Genomic DNA, 25,189 nt, shown 5'->3' with positions numbered 1-25,189 from the left:
ATGATGTACAGACATTTTAAGGGAGGCATTTACGAATTCCTTCAAACAGCAGAACATTCGGAAACTCATGAAATTTTGGTTATCTACAGGAACGAAGATGGTAAAATATATGCTCGCCCCTATGAGATGTTCTTTGGTAGTGTATATGTAAATGGAATTGAAGTGCCAAGATTTAAGAAAATAGAGGCTTCGGTATGTGAATAACCGAAGCCTCTATTTTTATTGTTGAACCGCTTTATCAATTTCCTCTTTAATAACCTCGGCAACTACTTCTTTACTAGCCACAGAAACGGCCTGTTGCTTCGGAATCTTGTCCAACTTCACCCACGCCTCCTGAATCTTCGCCCGGATCTCATCTGCATTAACTGTAATCCCCAAAGCCCTCAGACGCTTCAAAGCATAGTTAAGTGCAATGTCCATCTTATCGGGACCAGCCAACTCACCCAGTGCTGCCTCAGCCTTAGCGTACGCTTCTTGAGCTACACTCCACAACGCGTTTTGAATGGATTCAGCAGACTTAGCTTCAGCAGCCGCTTTGCGTGCCGCAATCCACGCTCCAAGTTGCCGCCACTCTTTAACCAAGAATACGAATAACATAACAGCCAGTAAGCATGCAACAGAGATAAGGATATTTGTCACAGTAGATTGAATAATTTCGTTCATCGTTTACACCTGCCCTTTGTATGATCTAACCATCTCGATGAATCGCGGTTCCAAGAATCCAGCGTTGAACAAAGTTTGGATCACTTTTAAATAAGATTGATCCTTATCATTCGTTGTAGTGATAGCTCCGACTGACTTGGCCGCCTGTAGAGCCTCGTGATAAGCTTCTGGCGGTGTTTGGTCACCGTTGATGTTAACTCGCTTCTGGAGTGCCTTCACGTCTGCCTTGAGTTGTTCAAATTCTTTCTTTTCCTCCGCTGTCATAGGTTCGCCCTCCTTTGATGGTGCAACTGGCTTGATTATTGATAAAGCTGCGTTGAGTTGTGCTTGAGTCGGTCTTACTCCTGCACGAAATTGTGCAGTCGTCAGTCCAAAGACCATTTGAAGATGTGGCATGTCTACAAATGTCTTCCAATCACCGCCCCATTCGAATCCTAATGCCTTAGCTTCTTCAGCCACTTGCAGGAAGTCTGCTTTATGATCTTGGTTATCGTCACGCTTTGTATCCCATGAAGCAGTCTTGCCGTCTTTGAGCAGCAATGCGTAATCAATCGCAAAACCAAAATTGTGAATGGAATATCCACCTTTGACCTTTGTAACGATACTTCCCGGTTTGGTCCTGCCTTGAGCATATAAAGCATCTTGTTCCGCATATGTTCTCAGGCCCTGTGTGATCAGGACCCAGATACCTTTGTTGTAACAACGCTCAATAAGCGCTTCTCCCAGTTGCCTAATGACCGGGTTAACCCCGGCCAATCGGGTTTGGGATTTAGCTTTCACTTGTTCCAGAGTCAACATTGTCTGGTTCCCCCTTTTTATCAATCTTTCTCAAGTACACAAACAAGTCATATCGCTTCGTATAAGTTAGGATAGACAGAATCACAAGACCTGCTGTGGTACCGAACATGGCAATGGTCCATGCGTAACTTTGGATTGCTTCCAAAACAGCACCACGACCCGTTAGAGACGTGCTGAGCCTAATCCAAATTGCAATAACCATCTTGAATGTGTATGCGCCCAAAAAAAAGAGCATCGCCAGCATAAATGCACTGACAACACCCGATTTAAAACGTTCTTTGAAATATGGAGCATGTTTTATAAGGTTATACACTCCGCAAATGGCTCCGATAAAATACAACGTAAGTAAGATCATATCAATTGTGTGCATGCTCCCCGTTTCCCCCTTTTTCATAGACCAGGTACCGCGCAAAGTGATTTTGCTCGATCTTCGACTTGATCTCTGTAGAGCATTCGCTGTAACGCTGCATCGCTAATGATGCTTTATGCTTTACTGCTTGGAGCTGCTCCCTCTCTTTCTCTCTATCTTGACCAGTCGGGAGTAAACGCTTGATCCATTTCAGTGTCACAATGTTAGCCTCCTCGATCCTCGCCAGAATCCTTTTTTAAGTTATTAACCATATTCAACAACGGCTCCATAAACTTTTCACGCTCCGCATTCATTTTCTCAGTTAGTTTGTGAAGTTGTTCTTGTGCCTCGTCTCTTTCTCTTCTGGCATCATTTATAGCCGACCTCACCAAATAGATGCACACGCCTAACAGCACGAACATCAATACCAAGGCCAAACCGTATTTTTCAGCCAGCGGAAGAACTTCCTTTAGGCTATCCAACCAGTTCATCCCCTCGCTCCCCTATCTCTATATATTCTCAATACTCCCCGTAAGCCTCCCAAACCCAGCTTGTACTCACTGCTCCATTTGTAGGCAAACAAAACCCATGCTCTGTTATATTTGGAGATGTGGTAATTACTGTGTCATTGGAATATTCAAACACTCTCCACACGCCTGTTGATGAAGTGGAACTGTCATTCAAATCGTAAACAAGGTTAAAATTAGTGCCGGATGCATTTGGAACAGCGTTCCTAGAGTTTGCATCATATGTTAGCAAGATACCTTGTGAAGAAGGGTTTCTTAAAATAACTTTCTTTGGTCTGAACGGAAGTCCAGTAATTTGTATAAAACTCCTCTTACTCGTTATTGTATTCCCACCCCTATCAACTATATCCATAGTAAACTGACTAGAGGAGATAGCAACACCTGTAATGAAAGGTTTTGATTCTGATCTATCAAACCCATCCAACCCATAATTATCCATTGAGTAGCTATCTATCCCTGGCATTATGTCACCTCTTTGCCGCTAATAAAAAATGAAGCTGCGTTACCAGCTGATTGAACTTGGATAGTTTCACCCGCTAATATGATTTGATCCAAAAAAGGAATAGTAATCGTGTCAAAAGCCTTTAGCTTGTGACTATTTATGATCTTCGTCCCTCCTAAAGTCATTGTAAAGTCTACTTCACCACTTGCTGCTGTGTTACAAATGGTAAGGGCTTTGAGGAAAGAAGTGGTACTCGCCGGAACGGTATACACAGTAGTAAGGGTTGTTGTTGCCTGCCCTTTCGCAAATCTTTTTGATGTTACCGCCATTTATAGCGCCCCCCATAGGTTTTCTTGATCTACATAAGCTTTAGCTTGAATTAGAGCGTCCCCCACTGCCTTTTCTGTTGCTACGAGCGTTTGAGATGTTCCTGTTGTGCTGTTCGAAGACTGTACGATACCTTTTTGTGTTGTAGTCCCGTCTGGTATTTCGATATTGTCCACGTCTGTACGTAACTGGTTAATCTCAGATCCGATCTGGTTCATGTCTACTGGTCTTACGGTCTCTCCTAAAGTCCAATTATCTTTTGCCATTAGGTTGTAACCTCCAATATTTCAAATGTTTCAAGCATTAGATTGTCCGATGTAATTGGGACATTAACTGGTTTCGAGCTTATTCTGATGTTTGTCCCTTTAACCTCGATTAGCGTTACTAATGAAATGTCTGATGCAGGAATAAGGAAATTGAGTGCAACCGTTGAATCGGTGACTTCTTTTACTATGAAGTCGGTAATCTCGTACACTCCATTAAGAACAACCTTCGTGATTCTGGAATTAAGGTGTATAGCCACATCGTTCAGTGCTTCTTGATCAATCACAGCGTCACCTCCGGTCCAAGCGTGGCAAATGGCTTCTCTCCAAGTTTCCATGAGTCATTCAATTTGTAATTCCAAGCTACTGTTCTGCGTTTTGTTGTATGTTTTATGCCGATTCTATGATTGAGAGATGTATTTTGTTGATAGACCATGTTAGCAGGTTTCACCGTTTTAACCGTATGCTGTACCTCTTTAAATAGGTTTGCGTTTTCGATGTTCGTGGTCACATATAGGATAAATTGATCCACATCTTGAGATACAACAGCCATACCCGGGCCAATCAATCTATCAAGTTGTTCTTGGAGCCATCGAATAGTAAACGGCGGTTTGGTTGACTGCCGGTTGATGATCCGTTTACGCCGAAAGTCCAATGGTTCATTTGCAGGGTCCGCCTGGATACGTAGCATCTTTTCACGCCGCCTAATCCCGTCTACGGATGCCGTCATCACAAACTGATCATCAATATATTTTTGGATCGCAGCAGATAAATTGTCCATCTCAGGTATTTCGGCATCTGTCAGTGCCTTGAAATCGTCTATCTCACGCAACACTTCCGGCAGATACTCAAGAAGTCTATTCATCTAGCGTCACCGTCCCTAATTGTGGCACTTGATCTATGGTCAGGGACAAATTGTTTGCCGAACCGTTTAGCAGTGTATTCATTACATCAACTACACCAGATACACTTAAAATACGAGACTCTATTTGCGCTACCCTGATTGTTAAAGGAGCTTCGTTTTCCCAAGTTTGACGCAGTACCATAAAATATGATTTGATAACATCTTCAATGTCCTGTTGCACTTGACCAATCGTCGTTTCAGCAGTCAATGTTAACGTAGTGCTGATGTTAATCGCCATCCAATTCACACCTACAATTGTAACCGTATGACCTATAGGCGCTAGACCGATACCTTGACCTGCAAAAGGAACAGGATCAACGATTTCTTGTATCTGGGCAATCAATGTAGATGAAGGCGGTGCATACCCAGAAGCCATAATGGTTGCCTTCACAGTGCCGCCACCTTGCCATACAGGTTGGATTTTAACAGAAGAGACACCGTCTAATTCCTTTATCATTTGCCTATAATCAGCCACATTACCGCCGAATGCTTGTTCATTTACTTCTTCGAAAAACCGCGTTCTTAGCTCTTCATCCAACTCTTCGTCATCACCTGGGACTAAGATCCCACCCAATACTCCCAAAACCAATCCATCTACGAAATCAACAGGAAGCAGATTGCCAAAGTCTTGGTTACCGATTGATCCCAAAGTTTCAGCAGTTAATACGTATTCTCCAAGACCAATCCTTGATGTAGCTGTATATGTGGTATCGTTCAATGAATATCTACTGCCTATCGGAATATCAATCAGAACATCATTTGGTCCATAGAAGAAGCCCTTCCTTTGCGCCGCTGTCGCCGGATACCGATTCACTCCAAAACCGGATGCAATTTGTGTCAATCGCTCTCCAGTTGAAGTCTCAGCATCAACTAAACGATTATTTATATCGATTTGAATATACAACTCCGCGAATTCCCACGCTGCCGGAGCTAATGCGTTATAAATAACACTGCCCTCTCGCTTATCCAGGTAATCCGGCACCCGGTCCAGCATGCGTTCCAGAATATTTTCAAACGTTTGATCCTCATACATCCCGGGTTACCTCCTGTTCAAAATTCCCGTATATCGTCACTACTGTGAATCTGATATCTGCTGTGTCACCTCGAAAATCGATTTGAAAGTTGATCACATCAGATATCCGGTCATCTTGCGTCAGTGCATCACGAATACTACGTGATAGTTCGGATTTGATGATCGATGCCGATGCACCAACCAACCTTACCGACTCTGTACCATAGTCAGTACTGTATATTAAGAACTCGAATCGCTCCGATTGTAGGATCAAAAAAACGGCCTGCTTTACTGCTTCCAGACCGTCTGCTGTACCCACTATTCTTTTCTTCACCGGATCAATGTAATAAGTTAGACCTGGTTCCTGTACCTCTTCAATCTCCTCATCAGCCACTATTTCGGTAACTGGTATCATGGATTCACCAACCTATCCATCACTACAAAATTTTGCCCACCTTGTACCCGGAGCATCAGTATTTTATCTCCGTTAGCTAGATTCAATTTAGATGCATATTCCGGTATGACAAGTACCTCTTCAGGCAATGTGAATCTTTGGTCCACAAGTACTTCAAATGGGCTAGTTGATGTGACAGTTCCGTATGCAATGGTAACTGGATTAGTAGAATCTACAGCCGCTATTGACACACGTTTAATTACGTCTATCATTGCCATTAAAACACCACCAACTTCAACTTCATTTTGTGATCAGAACCGTTCCAACTGTGTGAAACCTCATCCACAAGGAAATAAACGTTCAGCTTCAAGCGTTCAATGAATATCGGGATGGAACAACCAGCCCTCACCCGGATATCACCAATAGCCTCAACTGACAGGCTACGCATCTCCCGGTTATGGAGTTTAGCAAGCTGCGTAAGGCTCTGATTGATCTGTGCTTCATTCAGCTTCTCGTCAGCAACTTGGTACAACTGAAGCAATCCCCATTTGGCTATATTGGCACTATCCTGAGCAATGAAGACTTTCCGATTACCTTTTTTCTTATTGTTTTGAACAATCTTCACTTTGTTGTAAGTCTCACCGTCTATGCTCCGTTTGTAGTCGTAGTCCGTCATTAGGCTGTCATCACCCACTACAAAATCAAGTTTCCAGTCCACCACGTTCCTGATTGTCAGTTTGCCAAAGTCATCATAAAATACAAAGTTCCGCCCGGAGTGAATGAGCGTCAGATCCAAAGCCTTGTATATGGTATCAAGCAGCTTCTTATTATCCTCAACCATTGAAGGTATCGTATAACCGGCAGCCGGAAGAGTGCCTACCTTGAGTTTGAAGTCATTCGCAATCTTCTTGATGACCTGATCGGCTGTGGTGTTCTTGAAAACGTATGTGTCATTTGCCTGTAAGTATCGTATCTGGTCATAGGCCTTCACCTTGACCGCTTCGTCCATACCTTCGCTGATCTCAAATACGTAGCCATAAAACACTTGCTCCTTACCCTCAGTCACCCGAATAATATCGCCATTGTTTATAACAAACCCTTTGTCCTGATATATCCCACCTGCGACCAATGTAAATTCGAATGTCGCTCCGGCACCGATCCTGACCGTCTTCCAACTTATCCCTGCGGCCACAGGCGATATATCCCAGAGCTTGCCGTTTTTATTGTCCAACGTGATTTCCATCGGTGCCTCCTTTACGACGGTATTTTAAGCACCCGACCGATTTTTAAACTTTTAAGATCCGAATCCTTGATACCGTTCAGCTTCTGGATTTCTTTCCAACGTCCACTATCACCCAGTGTCTTCTTGGCCACTTTAGCCAGAGTATCACCGGATACCAGTTTGTACGTTTTAGGCTTTTGTTTGTCATTCGCCCGGGTTTTCTTCTTGCTGGTTGTTGTTTTCTTCTTCGTTGTGGTCTTCTTCTTGACCACGATCTTCTGTGGTCTGTAAAACACGTACTCTTTAAGAGACAACGTGTACTCAATTGTGCCGGGAGATCCCGCAACCTCTTTCCAATCAAACGACTCAATACTAGCCGCAACATTAATATCGAATGTGGACCCTGTAAAAACAAAACGGATGGGACGCTTGGTCTCCATCCATTTCAGTATGAGGTCTTTGTAGTAACCTGGATCAAATACGATATCTGCAGCAAATGGATAATCAAAGGCTGGAAAGATACTTGAGAAACTATACTCCGCAAGTTGCGGGCTTTTGATTACATTAATCTCTCCCAGCGCCGACACATCGTATTTACTGCTATTCCCTCCATTTGATATCTCAATCTCACCAGGAAGGATCGGTATCTCGAATCCTTCCTGTTGGTTGTTGTACGAAAGGTATATGCCGTATTTATCAGCCATTACCATACACCCCCGATGCGTGGGTTGATATCTCTCCGGTCATTACATCTTCGATTCGACTTACAATCGTATCGATGTCCATACCGTTGTTGATGTCACCCGTTTTAACTTGGATGGTCGGTGTGAGCGTCACGTAGTTTTGGATATTCTTCATTTCCGCCAACTCACGCATTGTTTTCAGATCCTCACTGGAGATATCGACTTCCTTCTCGATCTTGCCGACCTTATCCACCTTACCGATGTTTTTCTTTTTACCATCATCAGCCGCCGCAGGAGTACGGGCCGCATCTGCTGCTTTGTTCCACTCGGTAAAGTCGTAAGGTTTCCCGGCTCCTGCTGCAGTCTGTGCCTTTTTAGCTGCTTCAGCTTGGCGAGCTGCTTCGCGGTTGTCCAGCATTTCGAGGACTTTGTTCTCTCGTTCTACTGCCTTCGCAGCCGCTTCAGATTCCATTCCGGCAATGTTTGCGTCTCTGGATTGTCTGTTCGCCTCAGCTTCTGCCGCCGCTGCTGCTGCAAATGTAACCTGGTTGATGCCGTCTATACTCACGCCTGGTATTTTATTTAGTTTGTCAATCAACGAGTTGATTATATCGATTGCCCCATTTGCCAGATCTTGCAGAATTTGTAGTGACGTAACCTTGGCCCAATCAAATGCATTGGCAATGCCGTAACCAACCTTCATGAAGAAAATCGGAATCTTGTCAAAGAAGCCAAGGATTGCATTCCATGTGCGAAGGAAACCAGCAGCAAAGGCATCGTTTGTGCGCCATAGGTTGTAAAACCACATGATAAGGGCAACGATTACAGTAATGAACAATACGACCGGGTTCGCAGCCATGACCGCATTCCACACCGCCTGTGCGATGGCTACGAGCTTGATAGCTCCCCATACCATGAGTATAGCCTCACCAAGGGAAATGAGCATTGGCCCTATCCAACCCCAGTTTTCAGCGAAGAAGTTGTATATGTTCGTTATTACACTGAGCAAGTACATAGCGTTCTGCACTACCCAATTCAGGCCCGCACTCAGCATCGCAAAGAATTGATCGAATGTCCCGGCCTGGAATGCCGTGTTAAGCATTGTGATGAGCGGGAGCAGTGATTCCATTGCAGCAACACCAGCGTCAGCAAACATGGATTTCGTGTTGTTGCCTAGGATCTCCAATTGCTTCGCCGGGCTTGCCATCATAGTTTCGAATGCTTTCTGGCCCATCTTTTGTTTTTCGAGGAGTAGGTCAAAGGCTTTGATAAACCCATCCATATCCCCGGCCTTCCCCATCTCATCTATTCCAAATGCCCGAATGTCTGTTTTGGACATATTAAAACGTTCAGCCAGAGAAACGATATCGCCGGACATAGCCTCTTTCAAGGCGAAAGCTGCACCTTCAATTCCGTTGCCAGCGCTATCGAATGCGTTTAGACGTTGTGCCAGGTTGTTCAGTTTTGTGAGCTGGTCCACGTTTTGAGTCGTGGAGAAGAAAGACAAAGAACTCTGCAACGATTTATTAACATCTTGACCAGCAGCCAAGGCATCTGCTTTGAACTTTTCGAACATCGCTGTACCGACTTCCGCATCACCCGTCCGAGCAATGAACATATCTTCCATTTTCTTTTGTTCCATCGCTCCACCAACAGTCGCAGAAAACAACTTATGCAAACCGGCTATCGAGAGCAGAGTCGCAAGTACCCCTTGGAGATTACCTAGAAGTCCACTAGACGCATTACCACCATTCCGCATACTGCTATTGACTTGGTTTTGTAGTTGTAGTATTCGGGCCTCTAGTGCCGCTATACGCTGCAAAGCATTCTGCAGTTGTGCGCCGTTCTCTCCGCTGGTTATCCTTAACTGCCTTACGACTCGAATTAGACGCAGCACTAGCATTTGTAAATTTCCGAACATGGCCGTTAGATGCACGGGCAGTTCAAGGGTTATGTTCGCTCTTATGTTACGCAACTGCCTATCTATTTCTCGACGTAGGTATCTAGCCTGAGACAATACACTAGTGGCGTTAAACGAGATGTTAACCACGGATGATGTGAACATGTGACGAACTTGCTGCTGAATTGCCCGTATCTTATTCATAACGTCAGCTGAGTTAATAAGGATATTAACCACTGCACCGGGACCCATATTTCTTATGCGTGTACGAATCTGTTCGATTCTCTGCAAAGCCGTAGTTGCATCTATATTTATACTCATGCTATGGGATAATGCAGCCTGCAATCGTTGACTGTTTCGAACGGTGTTCTGCAAAGCTGTATTAACCGTATTGAGTGGTTGTGTGAACCGATCCATCAACTGAATGCCTGTGCTTACTGTAGCCAGATAAAATCCTCCTTTCCGTTCAAATAAAAAAACACCCTCATTATGAAGGGTGTCATTCCGAACTATTCAACTTTATTGAATATGTCAATAGCCTCTTGTTTTGATGTTTCCAAAAGGAACTTACCTCTGGATGGCCAGTCTTTAATTAGTTCGTTCTCTTTCTTAGCGCTCTCTATTTCTGATGCTGATGCATACTCGTATAATTTTACTGGTGAATTATTCAAGTAAACCATAACGCCGTCCTTAGCCTCAATCATACTGAATATCGGTTTGTCTTCCTTTAATTCAGCACCTGCATCAGTATAAGCTTTCGTGATATTTTCCATCGTTAAACTATCATCAGGAGATGATCCTGAAGAGCAACCCACAAAGACAATTGAAAGTGTAAGTATCAGACTAATAATCAACATTTTTTTCAATAAAAAAACCTCCGTCTAGGTAATTTTCCCTATCTTACCATATCGTACGGAGATTATGGTACTAGCGTTTCGCTTTAGCCATTGATTTTTTCTCTTTTTCGACTCTGATTTGAATTGCTGCAATAATATAGGCTTTTTCCTCCCGAGGCAGATTTATATATTGCCCCGGTAGGATTTTTAATTCGTGGAGGGCATAGTACGCTATATTCGCGTCAGTATCGCCCTCCTCAATTAGTTTTTTGCCTCTTCAACCAGGTCGTCCATGCCCACATCGAAACCAGACAGTTTGGTGATTTCCTCAACCAGTTTAGTAACTTCACCAGGAAGCATAACCTTGGCAAGATACTGTTCTGGCGTTTGTACACTAGCGGCTTTCAAGGATGCAGCATCTTTAAAGTCAGGATACACCGTGTTTTCAATTACCATTGATGTGGAGAACTTACGGTTGTCGAAGTGTGTTTTACCACGGGATTTTACCGTTGTGCATTTTTCCTGTAGGTTATTGTATCCAGCCTGGTCCATCGCTTTGATTTTAAACAGCATCAGTTGCCCGTCTTTGTCTTTAAATCGGTTTGAAACTGCCACCTCTTCAGTAAGTCCGTCTACAAAGTTATTATTCAGAAAGTCTTGTAAGCTCATTTATATGTTCCTCCTCAGGATAATTAAGTTAATTGATTGAATTCGTCAAGCAGATCGTAATCACCGAACGTGAATGGAATTTCTTCCTCAAGCATGTCGTCACTGTTTGCATCGAAGCTTGCCGCAATGACGCTATCAATATTGCAATCAATCAGCGCAGCAGTTTGTTTGCCTGTGGATGATCCGGGCTGCTCATTTGTGATTTGAAGATCAAAGAATGTATCCTTGCCCGTTTTAACATAATCCCGCATCATCTGACGGAACATAGATGTTACATAATACACAGTCAATGTACCTGTACCACTCCACCCTGCCGAACGTTGAGGCACGTTTGTTTTACCTAGAATTGGTACATCCACTTTGTTTTTTTCAATGGTTGCTTCAATCGCCTTAGCATAAAACAACTCTTCAACACGACCATTTATTGTTGCATAGGCAACAGCCATCTTGCCTGAGATCGCATCTTCTGCTTTAAAAAATGCCATATATAATCCTCCTTATCGGACGGTAACCGTCATATAGATTTTTTCGATGCTGTCCACCGGCTGAATGTACAGGTCAATGGTGATTGCATCTGAGTCAATGCCTGGAGCGACGATAATATCCGTTTGGGAATCGAAGTTTTGAATGGCTTCGATATTCTGCAAGTTAGTAAGGTAGTTGATAGCCTCTTTCTTGAAGAGGTTACGTCCATTGGCGTTGTTGCTCACTTTGCCAAGGTAGAACTCACCGAAGATCCGTTGCAGATCGTTATCGATGCCATCAAGAACCCGAAGTACCCGGTTCTTACGGAACTCATTACGCTTCTCCAACGTGAACGAGGTCAAGGTGTTTATATCCTGTTCCACCACTACGCGGCCTTTGTTCAAAGAGATCACCAACTCGCCATCTTTCAGCGCTTGGATGATTTCTGCATTGGTGTATTTCGGATATGCGTCAATTGCATTCGGGATATCCGTATTGGTCAGAGACTGATTGACACGGGCCGCTGCTGCCATAGCTGCTACTTCCCAAATCAGAGACGTTGCTGGTACTGTCAGGCCATCGTCTGTGATGATACCGTTCTTAAGGCTTGTTACACCTTCTGTATCCGCTTGCGGGTAGCCAATTACCATTGTTGTGAACTTCTTGCCGTCATTACGCAACCGCTCCGTATACGCCACTGCAAGCTGTTTAATGCTTTGTTCCTCGGTTGGGATACCAAGCACATTAAAGTCCTCTGCCTCAAACGCTGTGAGCGCATCCGAATATTCATTACCTGTGGATGTTCCAGCAGTACCGCCAGTGAGGTTAGCCCCCGCTGTGGCAGTCAATGTGCCAGTACCGCTCCAATCGATGTAGTCATTGGCTACCAGATTCGCGATGCCCGCAACCGTCTGACGGTCCAACTCTTCATTTTCCAAAAGGGTGTATACATCAAATGACCCGGACACATCCAAGCTTTGTTGGATAACAACCTTCAAATCGTTACCACGCAAGCCGCCGTATTTAGCCGTTGCCGTAAGATCACCCACGGTCGCCGTAGCTTTAACTGCACCCTGTCGGCCCAACCCATACAACAGTAATGTGTTTGCATGCGCCATTGCCGCCGCAATATGACGAATACTTGCGTCCGTAGCCCGGTAACCAAGCAATGGTAGCGCCTTGCCTTGGAATTCATCCGATGTGATTTTGATGATCCCTGTTGGACCCCATGGGAGAGCCGCTGGGAATGCTACGATACCGCGCTCACCGATAGAACCGATGGGCCGGGACTGACTTACTGTATTGGTGTATACACCCGGTCTGACTTTGTTCTGTGTCGTCCATGTTCCTCCAGCCATCTATTTAACCTCCTTCGCTTTAAAAGCCTGTACGGCCCGCTCTGCTTCGTCTAGCGTGTATGTCAAATCGTTATCAAGTGTCACCGCAAGGATATCCTTATCAGCTGCCACGAATCGATTAGCTGTAATCAACTGTTGCTTTGAATACCGCGAAATGGTAGCTTCCGTTTTTGTAATAGGTTTCGTTTCTTCCGCTTTGCTCATTTGAGCCATCCCTCCTGTGCTAAAGTTCTCATTTTCGGATCGTCTGGCGCTTCTTCCCATACCATGAAGTTGATATCAAAAAAGAAATGAAGCACACCATCTGTAACTTCATGGTTCGTGCCAGTAATCATGTACTGGTCCTGGTTGATTGTGATAAACCGGAACAAGTCGTACAGCTTCTCAGCCATGTCATGTGCCGCGTTAACTTTGCGATCACCATCAGGGAAGTAGTGGATATCAAACGTGTGATAACGTCTGAACCTCCGTCCTAACTCCCTTGTATGCTCCACAGGCAATAACTTCACAAAAAAACAAGGCTCCGTGAAGCCCTGCTTGATATCTTCGCCATATCGCTTGATATTGGGAAACTTTTGGGATAGCGCTGAGATAACGCCGTCCCGGATAATGTTGATTGTGACTACCTTCACGGCCTCAGCTCCATCCGCTAAATATTTTTTCGATTAGTTCGGCTTGTTTGCGTTGCAGGTATGCAGGTAATTGACGTTCGATTTCCTTCATCGAGATCTTAGCCATGAATCTACCTTCCACCCAGCCGGTTAGATCCTTGCCTGTCCGGTGACCATTCTCCACGTAACTGGCATAGTCCAGATTGTTGGATATCTCAATCATGTAGGTATCGCCTACCTTCTTGACTTCACCAACTACCCACCGACGCCTAAGATCGCCTGTATCCACCGGAGTCCGCATTTTAATCTTACGATCAGCGCGGTAAGCCATCTCCAACAAGAAGTCACGTATGAACTGATCAATCACATTACTGTTCAGAGCCGTTTGAACGCTCTGTGACAGTTGTTCCAGTTCTGAGTAATCAAACCTACCTAGCCGGGCCATTACGCTTTATCCTCGCGTTGTAGGCTTATCTCCTGATGGGTGGGATAAAGGAATGGTTCACCTGCTGTGTATTCACGAGTTAAGCCATCACGAGTAACGACGCATTTGTCACCCTGCCTAATCTCCACAAGTGGAGAAATAAACATTTTGGTTTCGTATGCTATGTTGTTCACTGATTCAGTCTGACCATTGGTACCGAGCGCCTTTTGGGATATCCGACAAGGGACCGCCGTATGGACCGGATATTCACCCGGGACAGTTTCGCCTGATTCCGGTATCTCAATGTCACCATAACGCCGAACCGTCACCAAGTCCTCATACATCGTTTCCAACTGTTGCCGATACTTGGCGTAATCAATCGCCACGTTACCACCTCAATCTACGGAAGGCATTAAGTTCACCTTGGTAATCTCTCAGCACCTCATCAATAACAGTAACGGTAGGCGTTGCCGGTGCGGCTGTAGTAGCCTTTGTTGGCTTGATTGACGTATCACCTATCTTAAGTTCGAAAGCCTCTATTGGCTCAACTGGAGGGCGCAGGACGTTTATTTGCTCCGTGCTTAATGCACTGGCTACCATAGCCACCCATACATAAGAGAGTTCGTCCGGGATAACCGGGATGTTGCAGTAGTTCATGATACGCAAACCGACCTCATCAACGTAGGTTCCAATGAGGTCGTCATGTTCGGTATCGTTCACATCCAATTTCAAGCGGCGTTTAACTTCAGTGATGATCAGTTCACGCTCAGCCTTCAGGCGTTGGATCTGCATCGCCCTCAGCCTCCGCATCTTTTTTACGTCCTCTTCGTGTTGGGACGTCATTACCACTAACCTCATGCACTTCGAAGTCCTCAACATCAACATCTGCTGCAATTACACCTTTAGCGATCATCTCAGCGATATCTTTCGAGTTTACTTCGATGGATTCACCGACTTTATATGGCTTTTTCTTGTACTTGATACCTTTCAGCAATGTTACTTCCATGTATGTTCCTCCTTAGAGGGAGAGGCCAACCCCTCCGCTTAGTTAACTGTTGCGATGAAAATGTTGTCCATGTTTTCGAAGGACGGCAGCACGATTTCAGATACGATCGTTTGAACATTGACCGGATGCGGCTCTTTAACCGTTGTGATGGCTACACCAGTTTCAACGATACTCACTTGTGCATCGGTACCACCGTTCATCAGATCCGCTTCCTCTGGAGTCGTACCGTACCATGTGTTACCCAAGTTTCCTTCTGGAATGAAGGTAACAACGTCATCTGGGAAGAACAGACGAGAAGCACCAGTTTCATCCTTGTACTGCTTGTTGTAAACAGCAACGTTCACGCCCAGTTTGGCTTGCAGATACTGACGTAACATGGAATCCGTCATAATGATGTTCGACCCACCGATTGGGTTCAGGTCCAAACGGATGCTTGCGTTACCCAATAGATAGTTGAATGTCTTACGCGTCATAATTGCACTTGTTGGGCGTGTACCAGTTTCGTCCTCGATCAAGTCCAACCAACGTTGAATATCTTGAACAGGTGTTGAATCCGGTTGACTCCAACGATCATCTGTAAGCAATGTTTCCTTGTGGTTCGGATTGAATTTGTAGTCATAAACATAGTTCTGACGGTTGGCCACAATGGAGATCGTACCAGTAGACAACAGTTGCATACGCATACGCTCCGGAACAACCTGTGCACCGCTCACCAATGTTGCACGGTCATCATAAATGCGATCAATCAGCGGTTGGTAATAAGAAGCGTTAGCAGAACTCAATACCTTCAGCAGTTCTTGACGCTCTTTCTCTCCAATGCTCATACCTTCACGGAAGAACGGCATTTCAGTTTCCACTTTGCTGAATCCGATGCGATCACGCAACGTAGCTTTCGCATCAAACGCCGATGGCATCAGGGATACAGGCAAACCGCCCGCGCCTTTAATCCAGCTCAGGTCCAATCCTTGTTGCTTACGTGCTGGGAAAAGCGTTTCGCCCAGGTAAGGGATGCGGTTAGAGTTAACTTCCGAGTAGTATGTTGCGATTTCCTTCGATGTGACAAGATCAAAAATAGTTGGCATTTATGTTCATCCTCTCTTATTTCAAAAATGTGATTTGTTTGAGTGCTGTAATTGCCGCCGCCGCTGGTGCAACAGGCAGTTTTTCCAAGTCAACAAAACCATGAATCAACAGAGTTCCAGGAGCTGGCCCATAAGTAACATCAACATCGTAAAATAGGACACCTTCTGATCCTGCTCCATTTACTGCGGTAGCCTTAACAGTTTCACTTGTCAGCACTCCGCCACCCATGATCGTACCTGCAGGAACAATCTTCTTACCCTCTGCGTTTGCTACAACCCCTGTGTCATCAACTGTGATAGCGAGATTGACATAGTGATCCAGGAACTTCGTGATTTGCTTTGTGTTGCCGTAATCCGTTTGTGTGTATTTCATTTAACCCAACCTCCATTATTGTTTGAAATAAGAATCCCTTGCTTCGCTGAGCGATTTCGTATCAACCGTTTTTGCCTGAGCTGCTTGTTTACCGTAGCTTGGCGTTTTATCTTCGCCTTGACCTGGTGGCGTCCCCTCAGCTGGCTTTGCACCTTTGAAAGCTGGCTTACCTTCCTCTTTTGGGACAAACAAAAAAGCCTTGCTTTCACGCAGGCTCGTTACTTGGTCGTCAAGTCCACCCTTGATAGATCCATCTTCGTTCAATTCAATTTTCGTCTTGTCCAACTGGTTGATAGCGTAATCCGCATCATGGACTTGCGAACCAATAGCAAGCTTAAGCGCCGTATCCAACCTTAAGGCCTTCATATCAGCCTCGTATTGCTCCTTAGCGGTTTTGTTCTCACCTTGAAGCGTTTCGATCTGCTTTTTAAACTCTTCACTCAATCCTGCTGTTTTACCAAGATCTGCAATCTGCTTATCTCTCTCTGCAATACCACCCTCAGCCTGTTTCTTTGCCTCGTTCACCTCATCGAACCGAGCCTTAGGCACAAATCCCTTCAATTCATCTGCTGAAGCTGTAGCGGCTTTATCTGCCAGTTCCTCACTCAATCCGAGTGCAATAAATTGTTCTTTATTCACGTTGTTATCCTCCATTTCATCTTCGCTTGTTAACCCGGTCGCGTCCGGTGATGTCTTGTTCTTTAACGTCCGCAATACCAAAAGGACGGCATAATAAAAGGCCATGACGTTTAGTCACAGCCCGGTTATTCGATTACTTTAGTGTACTCCGCTTCAAACGCCTCTTTAGTCATATGCGTAAGCTTACCAGCTACGTCCTTAACAACATAATCACCAACAGGCACCTCTAAAACAAGTAATGAATTAATAATTACGCGCAGTATAATCCCAACCGGCCTAAAATCCAAAGAAATGGGAACCTGTACAAAAGCCATGACGTCGTTCATGTGATTCGGATCTGATGGTGGATACCCTTGGAACTTAAGTGCTCTTACTTGCACACGTTTTTCATAAAGTTCTGCTGCCATTCAAACCACTCCTTAATCTATGATGTCATATTCGGTAAACTCCAATTGACGGCCCGACTGTGATGCTTTACCTTTGCTCTGCTTGGCAACGGCTTTAATCTCCGGTATCTCTACGCCATATTCCTTCTTCCATTCGGCATAAGTCATGCTGCCCGGTACCTCGATGTTTTTGCCGCTGGCATCCCGAGCAATCCGTATACCTGGATCATCGTCATCCTCGAAATATACAGTAGTGGTTGTCCGACAGTTTGGATGGAAAGGTGGAGCTGTAACGCCTGTTTCCTTCTCGCTTAGTTTGAATATCTTCAGATCCATTCCCTGGCATATCTTCGATGTACGCTTATCCAATGTGGCTAACACCTGATACTGCCCAACCAACCCGCTAGACTTGTACCCATCGAACGTTGCTTCTTGGATGATATGGGCACTCTCTGTGCGTATCACCCTTTCGGCGCTATGCTTGGCTACTTCCATGCGTGCTGATAGAGCGCGGGTCATTTGCTCAATGCCATCACCGCGAATCAAACCTTGTGATACTGTGTTGCGCACTTCTCTGGCAAGCTTATCCCGGTCATCCCATATTCGAGTGCTGTAGTTCTTCCCAAGCCACGGTTGAGCCACCACCTTCGCCACAGCAACCGTATCCACAGCAGCGAACGATACGCCGATACCCAAACCCTTGTGTACCTCGTAAATCGTCCGATAATAGGTGTCTGTGTACACACCCTGCATCAAGACACTAGCGCCTGTTTGTTGATTGGCTGCTAATACCTCAATCTGCTGTTGTAACTGGATCAGCAAGGCGCTCAGGCGGTCTATACGGGTCTTAAAGTAAACGTTGTTCAGTTCCTTTGTCCAAGCGCCATCAAGGTTACCCTTTGCCATAGCTGTGAACTCTTCAAGCGTCATCCTGAATTCTTTCAGCTCACCCTTCGTAAGAAGCAACTTACCATCGGCAAACGATAATTCGTTGTTCTTGGCGAACCGATAGTACCATTCGTTCAGATCCTTGGTCATAGAACGTATAGCCAGTTCATATTCACGGCTTACAGCATTGATGTAACCGTCTGTTTTATCGTATTGGTGCTGTGCAGCCTGTTCAGATCGTTTCTGCCAATACTTCTGTGGCTTCATTCATCCTCACCACCGCCTGGTGCTGTTGGTTTTTGATCAAACGCGAATTGCCTTGAAGCGTCTTCCTCCATGGCTGATTTATCCTCATTCTTTTTGCGTTCCATTTCTTCCTTAGGATCGGTTGTCCAAGGATGATTAGAAATGCTGGTCTCATCAGACAGAATACCAACGCTATTCTTAACATTATTTATGGCCTCAGTCTCGTTGATCGGGATATCCCGGTTGAACAAGAATGTCACATCATATTCAGAGAAGTCTTTTTCCAATTTGTTGTAGATGTCCTGATCCACAAACCATAACTCACGCTCAAGGCTAGCTTGGAATTCGGTATCGATCGTATTTGCGTCCATATCCAAGTCGGAATACATGAACCTGAGAGCAACACCAGTAGGGCTGTTACCAAACTCTTTTGATTGAGTATCAACACCACGTCCGAACTCGTAGATAGATTTCCTTAACCTCTCCACATGGTCAGCGTAAGCCTCAGTATCTATATCCAGTGAGACCGTATCAAGTCCACCTTCTCCTGACACCTTAACCATTCTGTACTGAGCGAGGTTGTGTCTCGCTTCACCCAAATCAGCGCCATCATAGTTTTTCAATACCATGATGCTATTAGGTAAGTCATCCAGGTTGTTAGAGTTAGAAGAAACCTTTTGGTCGTAGTCATCAACTAACGTATCCAATATCTCCACAAGCGGCATTTCTTCTTTATTGTACTTGTAGGGAATGAAGGGAACTTTCTCCCAGTTCATTTGTTGCTCTACTCCATTTGCGTCTTCAATCACAAAATGGCCTCGAAGCTCACCTGCAGTTACATATCCATCAGAACTAAGCTTGTCTTGTGAGAATGAAAGCATCCCGTTCAGATCCCAAAATTCTATGATAGAAATAGTCTTCTTGGTTTTGGCTTCATATACAATTTGATCATAGAAACGAATAAACGCATCCAACTCAGTATGAGCATTGTCCTTCCAAAGCGGAACGCACTCATGAGGGGGAATGATCTTGGTGCACAACTTTCCGTTTTCATCGTAGTAAACCTGCTTCCAGCCAATCCCGTTAGTGATTGCATTCTCTCCGATATCTTTCAATTGCCGCTTATATTCCTTGCCGAAATAATCATTCAGCAAATCAAGATACTCATCAGGCCCATCAGTTTGAATGCTAAACGGCTTGGATAGCAGATAACCAGTCTTCTGGTCAGTAAGTTTTCTAAGGTGTCCATGTACCAATTTATTGTTAGCAAGGTTCTGTGCTTCTACCTTTGCGCCGCCTTCGCCTATGATCCATCGCTTATGATCAAGGATTCTTGTTTTGTTGCGGTAATATAGCTGCCCTAATATCATCCACTTTCGTTTTTCGGAAGATTTGAATTCGCTAACCTCTTGTACTGCAATCTCTCGATTGGTCATAGGCGAGTTTTCATCCAAGTTGCGTAGTATCTCACTCAGTGTACTCATATGTACCTCCTTTCAACTTTATCACTGCACAGTATCAACATGTTCACAAAATCAGCATTTTGTAGTCATCTACTAGACCTTTACACCACAAACAAACCCTTATGTATCAAGGGTTTTCGTTAAAGAGGTAATTTAAGAGACTAGCATGTTTGCATTATCCTACACAAAAACAGCTAGAATTCGAATGTTGAAGGCTTGCGAATCTGTTCCATCGCATACCTCAAAGCATCCATTGTGTGGTTAAAATCATCAACTGGACGATTCAGAAACTTGCCTGATTTGTTCTGATCCCATACATAACTGGATAGCTCAATGCTAACGTTTGGACATTTAAATTTGTGAACGATGATTTCAAACTGTTTAATAAATTGGATGCCGACATCTACGCTGTCCCGTCCTTTATCAGCACCTTTAATCCTGCCTATACCATATCCTCTGATCTCATCAATAGATTTAGGCTCTGAAGAGTCCGCTATAATGCGTTCTTTCGAATAACCCTTCTCCTTGATGACTCTGGCTATGTCATTGTTCAGCATCCCGTGTTCATAATGCTCATCAAAGATGTATATCTTCTTCTCATCCTTGTTGACCAATGCACAAACCAAGGCACTTGGGTCATTCGTATAACCAAAGTCCAGACCGAATACAGCTTTGTATCCTTTTAGTTTAGCTATGTCATGATAGTTGAAGTCCTCTTCACGCCAATCCTCGTATACAGCACCTTCGGCAATGCCCCAGTCACCATCACCTTCAACACGATGTCGTTTAGGCTTATGCTCCTTCATCCAGGCAAACAATGCCCGGTCATCATCACCAAGAAACTCATTGCATCGGTAATTGGTTGTGATCGCCAATACATTCGGATCTGGCACATCAAAAAAACGCCTCTTCAACCAGTGCTTCTCATTCCACGGGTTAAACGATAGCGTTAATTGTTTGAAGTATCCTTCTGGCAACTCACCACGAATGGACATATCCACTTTATCGAAATCATCTTCATTCATAATCTGGTAGGCTTCTTCAAACCAAGCCCAGCACAAATAACCCGTATCCACTGTTATAGATGTAATGGACATCGGATCATCAAGACCACGGAAAAGTATCTTTTGCCCTGTGGGTTTATAGATGGCTTCCAACGGGCTTTTCTTGAATTGCCATAAGTGGGCAACACCCATACGATTCACAGCCCATTTAAGCTGTGCCCAGGTTGAATCCTTATGCGTATTAAACGTCTTCCGGAGTACAAGAGTATTGGCTAATGGCATTTTCATCATGTTGTATGGAATCCAGTAAGCAGATGTGACACTCTTTTTGGAACCACGCCCACCTTTAACTACTCTGTAACGACCTTTGAATCTCCAAAAATCAGCGTACCCTTTACCAATCAACTGCTGCAGACTTACCTCTTTACTCATGTAAATCATCCTTAAACACTACTGTTTCAGCCATTCTTTCTTTGTCCAAGGCGCTAACCTCTGCCTTCAACTTGCTGATGCGTAGCTGTTGTTCTTCATCTGCCGTTCCCTGACGACACATATCCTCATATTGCTTGATAAGGCTCTGTAACGTGGACATAGCCCGGCTCTGTGCGTTAAGGAATGTTGCTTGCCTATCCCAAGCAAACTGGAACTCCCACTCCTTCTCATCACCAAACATACCTGGCTTCTCTTTCTTCAGAACCTTAGTTAGATCATCCTTATCCTCAACATACATAATCTGTTGCGCCCGGATAATAGCCGTATACTGAATCATGATTTGATCCCACAACATATCCAGCGGTGATCGTTTCTCAATCTGCTCCATTATTTCAATCGTGTCAGCAGGAAAGTATTTGCGGAAGAATCCGTGTGTTACTGCCTTCTCGTTACCATAAGGACCACCATTGCCGCCTTTGTTTCCTTTGGCGTTCTTATTACCCTTGGGCGCTCCGTGTCCAGCAGCATTACGATTACCCTTCATAGCCTTGCTCAATGCACCCTGCGTCTTTGCGGATGCGTCTTTGGTTGCATCGGATGCATCCTTGCTCCAACTTTGCCTCTGTTTGCGGCTTTTGATTGTCGGATACTTCACATCGTATTTATTCGCTAAATCTTGTAGTGAGATATCGGTAGATTCGTATTCTTCTCTTATTGCCGTCCAATCCATGACTGCATATCACCACCTCCGGCGCTGTTTATGTTGGTTTTGCTATATTTTATCTGGAGGTTTGCCAACTGGCTCTTGAACCTCGCAATCTATAAAGATCATTTCATTATGGAAGGGTGGGTTTATACCTAGGTTCATGTATTCACCGAATCTACCCATCAGATCCCATATCTGAAAACGAGAATACCCCTCTTCGTCAACATTATCAAACGTGAACTCTTCTTCAACTCCACGTGCCCTGAGACGTTCATTCATTAAGGCGTATTGCTTATTTATTACATCCCAACCGGTCTGAGTTAGTTTAACCTTAACGTGTGCATTAAAGTTAGTTACAGCATCCATGGCTTGTACCTCCCTTAATCGCGATTGACTGAGATGAGTGCATGTCCATCAATTTCAGTTTTGCTTCCATTTGGCCAACTAATGACAGCTCTTTCATCAGGAGGAACAAGGAATGTGTTTATCCCTTCTCTTCGTGACAGTTCATCTTGGAGCTCTCTAGTGCTATAACCTACCAATGAAGATCCATTGTTTGAATCAGAAGGAACTGAGCATTTAACCTTAGGCATGTTTATATTCTTATAATCCGATATTTCCTGCGGTGTACCTTCGATTGTTCCATCTGGTCTGAGTTTCAAAGTAATTACCTCCCTTATGTTGGCTCACGAACATACCCGTGCACCTTAGTTCGCCGTCACCTCTGCAGCTTTTGGGGTTTAGATTACGGGTTAGTTACTCCATAATTCAACTTTTACTTTAGATGTCTTGATGTATCGTTCTGGTTGTTCTGCTGGCAGTCCTAATGGACTCAGGCGACCTGTGCAAATGTATTCTCCAGGTGTAAGCAACCCAGTGATTTCTTCATATGCTCCCACTTGGTCGTCATTCATAACAAGCACGAATTGCCTTTCTTGTGCCGCGTTGTACTGCTTACCAGTGAGCAAAACCAAGGAAATATTCTTCCTGTTCTGGCCTTCGTCACCCGCAAGTCCGACCGTATGCAGGGCCATCTTGATAGGTCTGTCAACGTTTCCACCTGCTCCTGCCGAACGATAAACCCTGATCACCGCACCAGCTCCCGATGTGTTGGATTGCAACATCGTAACGCCTGCGGTGCTATCGGATGTCTTTATGCCTATTTGCGCGGTCTGCCATGTATTTCCGGTGAATTGCAATGATTCAAGGGTGAATTTGATAGCTGTGAACTTGGTTGGGTCGAATTTAACCTTGGTGCGGATATCGGCGTATGAATTATTCGTCCTTGGTGCTGTTACAGTTATTTCACCTCTGCCTGGTAGTGGCTCAAATGTCGTACCAGCTCCTACAACCTCTGTAGCATCTGCCGCGAGTTTAGTTGCAGTTTCAAGCCAGGCCGGAATCGTTCCATCTGTGAAATCAGCTACCAAAGACTTGTACACCTTGCCGTATGGGATCAACTTACCATCAGGTCCGGTAATGTGCATGCCCTACACCTCCACTGAGTAGGCAAGGCCCACATTGTTGTCCGTATTGTAATACACATAGATTGTCCCATCGAACACCGCAACGGTCATAGACTGCATGTTGGTTGTTTCCCAAGGCAGTGTCGGAATGTCCATGATAAGTTTCGGCTTGTCCTTGAGCGTTCGCCAGTCATCCGATATTAGCGCGATGGCTGGACGTGCTACGGTCGCGACTCCACCAGAAGCATATGCGGAAAGCATGCCTAACCACCAGGTTTGACCACGGTAGACAAATAACCCCGCATTGGATCGCGAGAAGTTTTCGGTACTATTAAGGGTTGCGTCATTGCCGCCAAGCATCGGACGCGGATCACACAACCACTGTCTACCGTTGTGAGATATCCACATCGCTTTACGCCCAAAGTCTCCGCCACCCATTACAGAAAACCCGTACCATTTTTCTGCTGTGCGGAACACTGCGAAATACCCTGTGTGTCCATCTCCAGGGAAGTTAGGCGGCTTATCAAGCAAAAGTCCGACTCTTGTCCATGTAAGCATGTCCGTAGATGTCGCAAGTGCTGTAGATTGGTTTATGCCGAGTCCACTTTGTTGATAGTACATGAAGAACAGTTTTTCCGTCTCGTTCCACATAACAAAAGGTGTTTCTGTTGAATTACCTTCAACCGTATCAACATATACCTCACCATGTCGGATCCATGGGCCTTTAGGGTCGTTGGCATAAGCCAATCCAATGCCGCCACGGGCATTATGGTTCGTGGAGTACGTTGCATAAAAACGGCCTTTAGCGTTCGGAATTAAGTGACCCACCTCAATAGGTCTAAACCAATACATACTCCCAGTCTGCGCCTTTGCCGCTGTGTAGATCGGATCGCCTTCAAGCTTTTTGAACTGAGGGATGTATTGTTCTCTACCTTTGGTGTCTGAAAATCCATAAGGCGCTACACCTTCCCTAGCCTTGTTCGCTCTCGATAGAGCAACTACTGATAAATCATCAGGCATCTACTCCACCATCCCTTTAATGGACAATGTCCCTGTACTTGGTTTGGTGTAGTTAATGACAAGTGTGAATCCAGCTGGAACAGAAAAAGACACCACTTCACCGAGTTTTCCCGATGTAATGATGTCAGTTGGTGCCGTTAGTCTTATACCTTCTTTTGTAACGCCCTTTCCGCTCGGACCTTTTAATTGAAAAGACAACGTCGATGTCACCGCATCTGTTGAACCTGAAAATTCCAGTGTCAACGTCTTACTTGTCTTAGCAATGTACTCTGCAGATCCTGCGGTTGATACTTTATCCGCTAACACTATGCCTTCAGGCGTTGTTGTCGCAACTGGTAGCCTTTTCTCGTCTGAGACAGTAACGTCACGGTTAGTTTTTGAATTCCAAAACCTTGACAACATATTACTGCCACCTTTCAATTCGGTTTAATACTCACTGCTGGACTCGAACCAGCGACCACGGCTGTATAAGAACCGTACTCTTACCATCTGAGTTAAGTGAGCTCAAATAAAAAAGCCGCCTAATCTTGGCGACTTGGTATTATCCCCTCAAGGTAGACAGTGAAAAAAAGAGATCATGTTAAAATGAACTCAACACTGAAAACCGGAGGGGATTTTTGCTATGCCAGCG

General features: G+C 44.7%; 40 protein-coding genes and 1 tRNA gene. 1 reads left to right on the top strand and 40 read right to left on the bottom strand.

Going from position 1 to position 25,189, the window contains the following annotated elements:
• Positions 1-204, top strand: a complete 204-nt coding sequence (locus J2Z28_RS18435) for a DUF1653 domain-containing protein (protein WP_211083588.1) — start codon at positions 1-3, stop codon at positions 202-204.
• Between the two features lie 15 nt (positions 205-219).
• Here the strand turns inward: J2Z28_RS18435 and J2Z28_RS18430 are convergent, their stop codons facing one another.
• The 40 genes from J2Z28_RS18430 to J2Z28_RS18235 form a co-directional block, all read right to left on the bottom strand.
• A complete protein-coding gene (locus J2Z28_RS18430) occupies positions 220-663 on the bottom strand; it encodes a phage holin, LLH family (RefSeq protein WP_211083587.1) in 444 nt (147 codons plus the stop codon).
• Between the two features lie 3 nt (positions 664-666).
• Positions 667-1,461: a M15 family metallopeptidase gene (locus J2Z28_RS18425; protein ID WP_211083586.1), complete on the bottom strand. Its 795-nt coding sequence runs from the start codon at positions 1,459-1,461 to the stop codon at positions 667-669.
• On the bottom strand, positions 1,433-1,831 hold the full coding sequence (locus J2Z28_RS18420; RefSeq protein WP_211083585.1) for a hypothetical protein: 399 nt from the start codon (positions 1,829-1,831) through the stop codon (positions 1,433-1,435). The genes J2Z28_RS18425 and J2Z28_RS18420 overlap by 29 nt, the downstream gene beginning before the upstream one ends.
• Complete coding sequence (locus J2Z28_RS18415) at positions 1,818-2,030, bottom strand: hypothetical protein (RefSeq protein ID WP_211083584.1); 213 nt, start codon at positions 2,028-2,030, stop codon at positions 1,818-1,820. Before J2Z28_RS18415 ends, J2Z28_RS18420 begins: the two co-directional genes overlap by 14 nt.
• A gap of 4 nt (positions 2,031-2,034) precedes the next feature.
• A complete protein-coding gene (locus J2Z28_RS18410) occupies positions 2,035-2,301 on the bottom strand; it encodes a hypothetical protein (protein WP_211083583.1) in 267 nt (88 codons plus the stop codon).
• Between the two features lie 28 nt (positions 2,302-2,329).
• Positions 2,330-2,800 carry a hypothetical protein gene (locus J2Z28_RS18405; RefSeq protein WP_211083582.1) on the bottom strand — a complete coding sequence of 157 codons (471 nt, stop codon included), beginning with the start codon at positions 2,798-2,800 and terminating at the stop codon, positions 2,330-2,332.
• Positions 2,800-3,108 (bottom strand): hypothetical protein, encoded by a 309-nt coding sequence (locus J2Z28_RS18400; protein ID WP_211083581.1) that lies wholly within the window; start codon positions 3,106-3,108, stop codon positions 2,800-2,802. The genes J2Z28_RS18405 and J2Z28_RS18400 overlap by 1 nt, the downstream gene beginning before the upstream one ends.
• Positions 3,109-3,372, bottom strand: a complete 264-nt coding sequence (locus J2Z28_RS18395) for a phage tail protein (RefSeq protein ID WP_211083580.1) — start codon at positions 3,370-3,372, stop codon at positions 3,109-3,111.
• The gene (locus J2Z28_RS18390) at positions 3,372-3,656 is read right to left on the bottom strand and encodes a ketopantoate hydroxymethyltransferase (protein ID WP_211083579.1); all 285 of its coding nucleotides are present in this window, start codon (positions 3,654-3,656) and stop codon (positions 3,372-3,374) included. Before J2Z28_RS18390 ends, J2Z28_RS18395 begins: the two co-directional genes overlap by 1 nt.
• Positions 3,653-4,234, bottom strand: a complete 582-nt coding sequence (locus tag J2Z28_RS18385; RefSeq protein WP_211083578.1) for a putative phage tail protein — start codon at positions 4,232-4,234, stop codon at positions 3,653-3,655. The genes J2Z28_RS18390 and J2Z28_RS18385 overlap by 4 nt, the downstream gene beginning before the upstream one ends.
• Positions 4,227-5,306, bottom strand: a complete 1,080-nt coding sequence (locus tag J2Z28_RS18380; protein ID WP_211083577.1) for a baseplate J/gp47 family protein — start codon at positions 5,304-5,306, stop codon at positions 4,227-4,229. The genes J2Z28_RS18385 and J2Z28_RS18380 overlap by 8 nt, the downstream gene beginning before the upstream one ends.
• The gene (locus J2Z28_RS18375; RefSeq protein ID WP_211083576.1) at positions 5,299-5,700 is read right to left on the bottom strand and encodes a DUF2634 domain-containing protein; all 402 of its coding nucleotides are present in this window, start codon (positions 5,698-5,700) and stop codon (positions 5,299-5,301) included. The genes J2Z28_RS18380 and J2Z28_RS18375 overlap by 8 nt, the downstream gene beginning before the upstream one ends.
• Positions 5,697-5,951 carry a DUF2577 domain-containing protein gene (locus tag J2Z28_RS18370; protein WP_211083575.1) on the bottom strand — a complete coding sequence of 85 codons (255 nt, stop codon included), beginning with the start codon at positions 5,949-5,951 and terminating at the stop codon, positions 5,697-5,699. The genes J2Z28_RS18375 and J2Z28_RS18370 overlap by 4 nt, the downstream gene beginning before the upstream one ends.
• Positions 5,952-5,956: 5 nt before the next feature.
• Positions 5,957-6,922 (bottom strand): XkdQ/YqbQ family protein, encoded by a 966-nt coding sequence (locus J2Z28_RS18365; protein WP_211083574.1) that lies wholly within the window; start codon positions 6,920-6,922, stop codon positions 5,957-5,959.
• Positions 6,923-6,933: 11 nt separating this feature from the next.
• Entirely contained in the window at positions 6,934-7,605 is a 672-nt protein-coding gene (locus J2Z28_RS18360) for a LysM peptidoglycan-binding domain-containing protein (RefSeq protein WP_211083573.1), read from the bottom strand.
• Positions 7,598-9,901 (bottom strand): phage tail tape measure protein, encoded by a 2,304-nt coding sequence (locus J2Z28_RS18355; RefSeq protein ID WP_211083572.1) that lies wholly within the window; start codon positions 9,899-9,901, stop codon positions 7,598-7,600. The genes J2Z28_RS18360 and J2Z28_RS18355 overlap by 8 nt, the downstream gene beginning before the upstream one ends.
• Positions 9,902-9,993: 92 nt before the next feature.
• Entirely contained in the window at positions 9,994-10,350 is a 357-nt protein-coding gene (locus J2Z28_RS18350; RefSeq protein ID WP_211083571.1) for a hypothetical protein, read from the bottom strand.
• A gap of 231 nt (positions 10,351-10,581) precedes the next feature.
• Positions 10,582-10,989, bottom strand: a complete 408-nt coding sequence (locus J2Z28_RS18345) for a phage tail assembly chaperone (protein ID WP_076328370.1) — start codon at positions 10,987-10,989, stop codon at positions 10,582-10,584.
• 23 nt (positions 10,990-11,012) lie between these two features.
• A complete protein-coding gene (locus J2Z28_RS18340; protein ID WP_211083570.1) occupies positions 11,013-11,474 on the bottom strand; it encodes a phage tail tube protein in 462 nt (153 codons plus the stop codon).
• A 12-nt stretch (positions 11,475-11,486) separates the two neighbouring features.
• A complete protein-coding gene (locus tag J2Z28_RS18335; protein WP_211083569.1) occupies positions 11,487-12,812 on the bottom strand; it encodes a phage tail sheath C-terminal domain-containing protein in 1,326 nt (441 codons plus the stop codon).
• A complete protein-coding gene (locus J2Z28_RS18330) occupies positions 12,813-13,016 on the bottom strand; it encodes a hypothetical protein (RefSeq protein WP_211083568.1) in 204 nt (67 codons plus the stop codon).
• Complete coding sequence (locus tag J2Z28_RS18325) at positions 13,013-13,444, bottom strand: phage tail terminator family protein (RefSeq protein ID WP_211083567.1); 432 nt, start codon at positions 13,442-13,444, stop codon at positions 13,013-13,015. The genes J2Z28_RS18330 and J2Z28_RS18325 overlap by 4 nt, the downstream gene beginning before the upstream one ends.
• Before the next feature lie 4 nt (positions 13,445-13,448).
• On the bottom strand, positions 13,449-13,868 hold the full coding sequence (locus J2Z28_RS18320) for an HK97 gp10 family phage protein (protein WP_211083566.1): 420 nt from the start codon (positions 13,866-13,868) through the stop codon (positions 13,449-13,451).
• Positions 13,868-14,233, bottom strand: a complete 366-nt coding sequence (locus J2Z28_RS18315; RefSeq protein ID WP_342357517.1) for an ABC transporter ATP-binding protein — start codon at positions 14,231-14,233, stop codon at positions 13,868-13,870. Before J2Z28_RS18315 ends, J2Z28_RS18320 begins: the two co-directional genes overlap by 1 nt.
• A gap of 1 nt (position 14,234) precedes the next feature.
• Positions 14,235-14,657 (bottom strand): hypothetical protein, encoded by a 423-nt coding sequence (locus J2Z28_RS18310; protein ID WP_211083565.1) that lies wholly within the window; start codon positions 14,655-14,657, stop codon positions 14,235-14,237.
• Positions 14,614-14,853 carry a DUF7210 family protein gene (locus J2Z28_RS18305; RefSeq protein WP_211083564.1) on the bottom strand — a complete coding sequence of 80 codons (240 nt, stop codon included), beginning with the start codon at positions 14,851-14,853 and terminating at the stop codon, positions 14,614-14,616. Before J2Z28_RS18305 ends, J2Z28_RS18310 begins: the two co-directional genes overlap by 44 nt.
• Before the next feature lie 38 nt (positions 14,854-14,891).
• Positions 14,892-15,935 carry a major capsid protein gene (locus J2Z28_RS18300; protein WP_211083563.1) on the bottom strand — a complete coding sequence of 348 codons (1,044 nt, stop codon included), beginning with the start codon at positions 15,933-15,935 and terminating at the stop codon, positions 14,892-14,894.
• A gap of 16 nt (positions 15,936-15,951) precedes the next feature.
• Positions 15,952-16,308 (bottom strand): hypothetical protein, encoded by a 357-nt coding sequence (locus J2Z28_RS18295; protein WP_211083562.1) that lies wholly within the window; start codon positions 16,306-16,308, stop codon positions 15,952-15,954.
• A gap of 15 nt (positions 16,309-16,323) precedes the next feature.
• Positions 16,324-16,947, bottom strand: coding sequence for a phage scaffolding protein (locus tag J2Z28_RS18290; protein WP_342357516.1), 624 nt, complete (start codon positions 16,945-16,947; stop codon positions 16,324-16,326).
• Between the two features lie 125 nt (positions 16,948-17,072).
• Entirely contained in the window at positions 17,073-17,354 is a 282-nt protein-coding gene (locus J2Z28_RS18285; RefSeq protein WP_211083561.1) for a hypothetical protein, read from the bottom strand.
• Positions 17,355-17,366: 12 nt separating this feature from the next.
• Positions 17,367-18,488, bottom strand: coding sequence for a minor capsid protein (locus tag J2Z28_RS18280; RefSeq protein WP_211083560.1), 1,122 nt, complete (start codon positions 18,486-18,488; stop codon positions 17,367-17,369).
• On the bottom strand, positions 18,485-19,951 hold the full coding sequence (locus J2Z28_RS18275) for a phage portal protein (protein ID WP_211083559.1): 1,467 nt from the start codon (positions 19,949-19,951) through the stop codon (positions 18,485-18,487). The genes J2Z28_RS18280 and J2Z28_RS18275 overlap by 4 nt, the downstream gene beginning before the upstream one ends.
• Before the next feature lie 173 nt (positions 19,952-20,124).
• Positions 20,125-21,366, bottom strand: coding sequence for a PBSX family phage terminase large subunit (locus J2Z28_RS18270; protein ID WP_211083558.1), 1,242 nt, complete (start codon positions 21,364-21,366; stop codon positions 20,125-20,127).
• Positions 21,359-22,096: a phage terminase small subunit gene (terS, locus tag J2Z28_RS18265; protein ID WP_211083557.1), complete on the bottom strand. Its 738-nt coding sequence runs from the start codon at positions 22,094-22,096 to the stop codon at positions 21,359-21,361. The genes J2Z28_RS18270 and terS overlap by 8 nt, the downstream gene beginning before the upstream one ends.
• A 42-nt stretch (positions 22,097-22,138) precedes the next feature.
• Entirely contained in the window at positions 22,139-22,438 is a 300-nt protein-coding gene (locus J2Z28_RS18260; protein ID WP_211083556.1) for a hypothetical protein, read from the bottom strand.
• 14 nt (positions 22,439-22,452) lie between these two features.
• Positions 22,453-22,734, bottom strand: coding sequence for a BC1881 family protein (locus J2Z28_RS18255; protein ID WP_211083555.1), 282 nt, complete (start codon positions 22,732-22,734; stop codon positions 22,453-22,455).
• Positions 22,735-22,824: 90 nt separating this feature from the next.
• Positions 22,825-23,559: a hypothetical protein gene (locus tag J2Z28_RS18250; protein WP_211083554.1), complete on the bottom strand. Its 735-nt coding sequence runs from the start codon at positions 23,557-23,559 to the stop codon at positions 22,825-22,827.
• 3 nt (positions 23,560-23,562) lie between these two features.
• On the bottom strand, positions 23,563-24,558 hold the full coding sequence (locus J2Z28_RS18245; RefSeq protein WP_211083553.1) for a glycoside hydrolase family protein: 996 nt from the start codon (positions 24,556-24,558) through the stop codon (positions 23,563-23,565).
• The gene (locus J2Z28_RS18240) at positions 24,559-24,960 is read right to left on the bottom strand and encodes a hypothetical protein (protein ID WP_076328349.1); all 402 of its coding nucleotides are present in this window, start codon (positions 24,958-24,960) and stop codon (positions 24,559-24,561) included. It lies immediately after the preceding gene.
• A 28-nt stretch (positions 24,961-24,988) separates the two neighbouring features.
• Positions 24,989-25,062, bottom strand: a tRNA-Ile gene (locus J2Z28_RS18235).
• Between the last annotated feature and the right edge of the window lie 127 nt (positions 25,063-25,189).

Source organism: Paenibacillus xylanexedens (assembly GCF_017874615.1).
Lineage (GTDB): Bacteria > Bacillota > Bacilli > Paenibacillales > Paenibacillaceae > Paenibacillus > Paenibacillus xylanexedens.
Note: the sequence above shows the minus strand (reverse complement) of the source record. Positions and strands in the feature narration are given on the sequence as shown.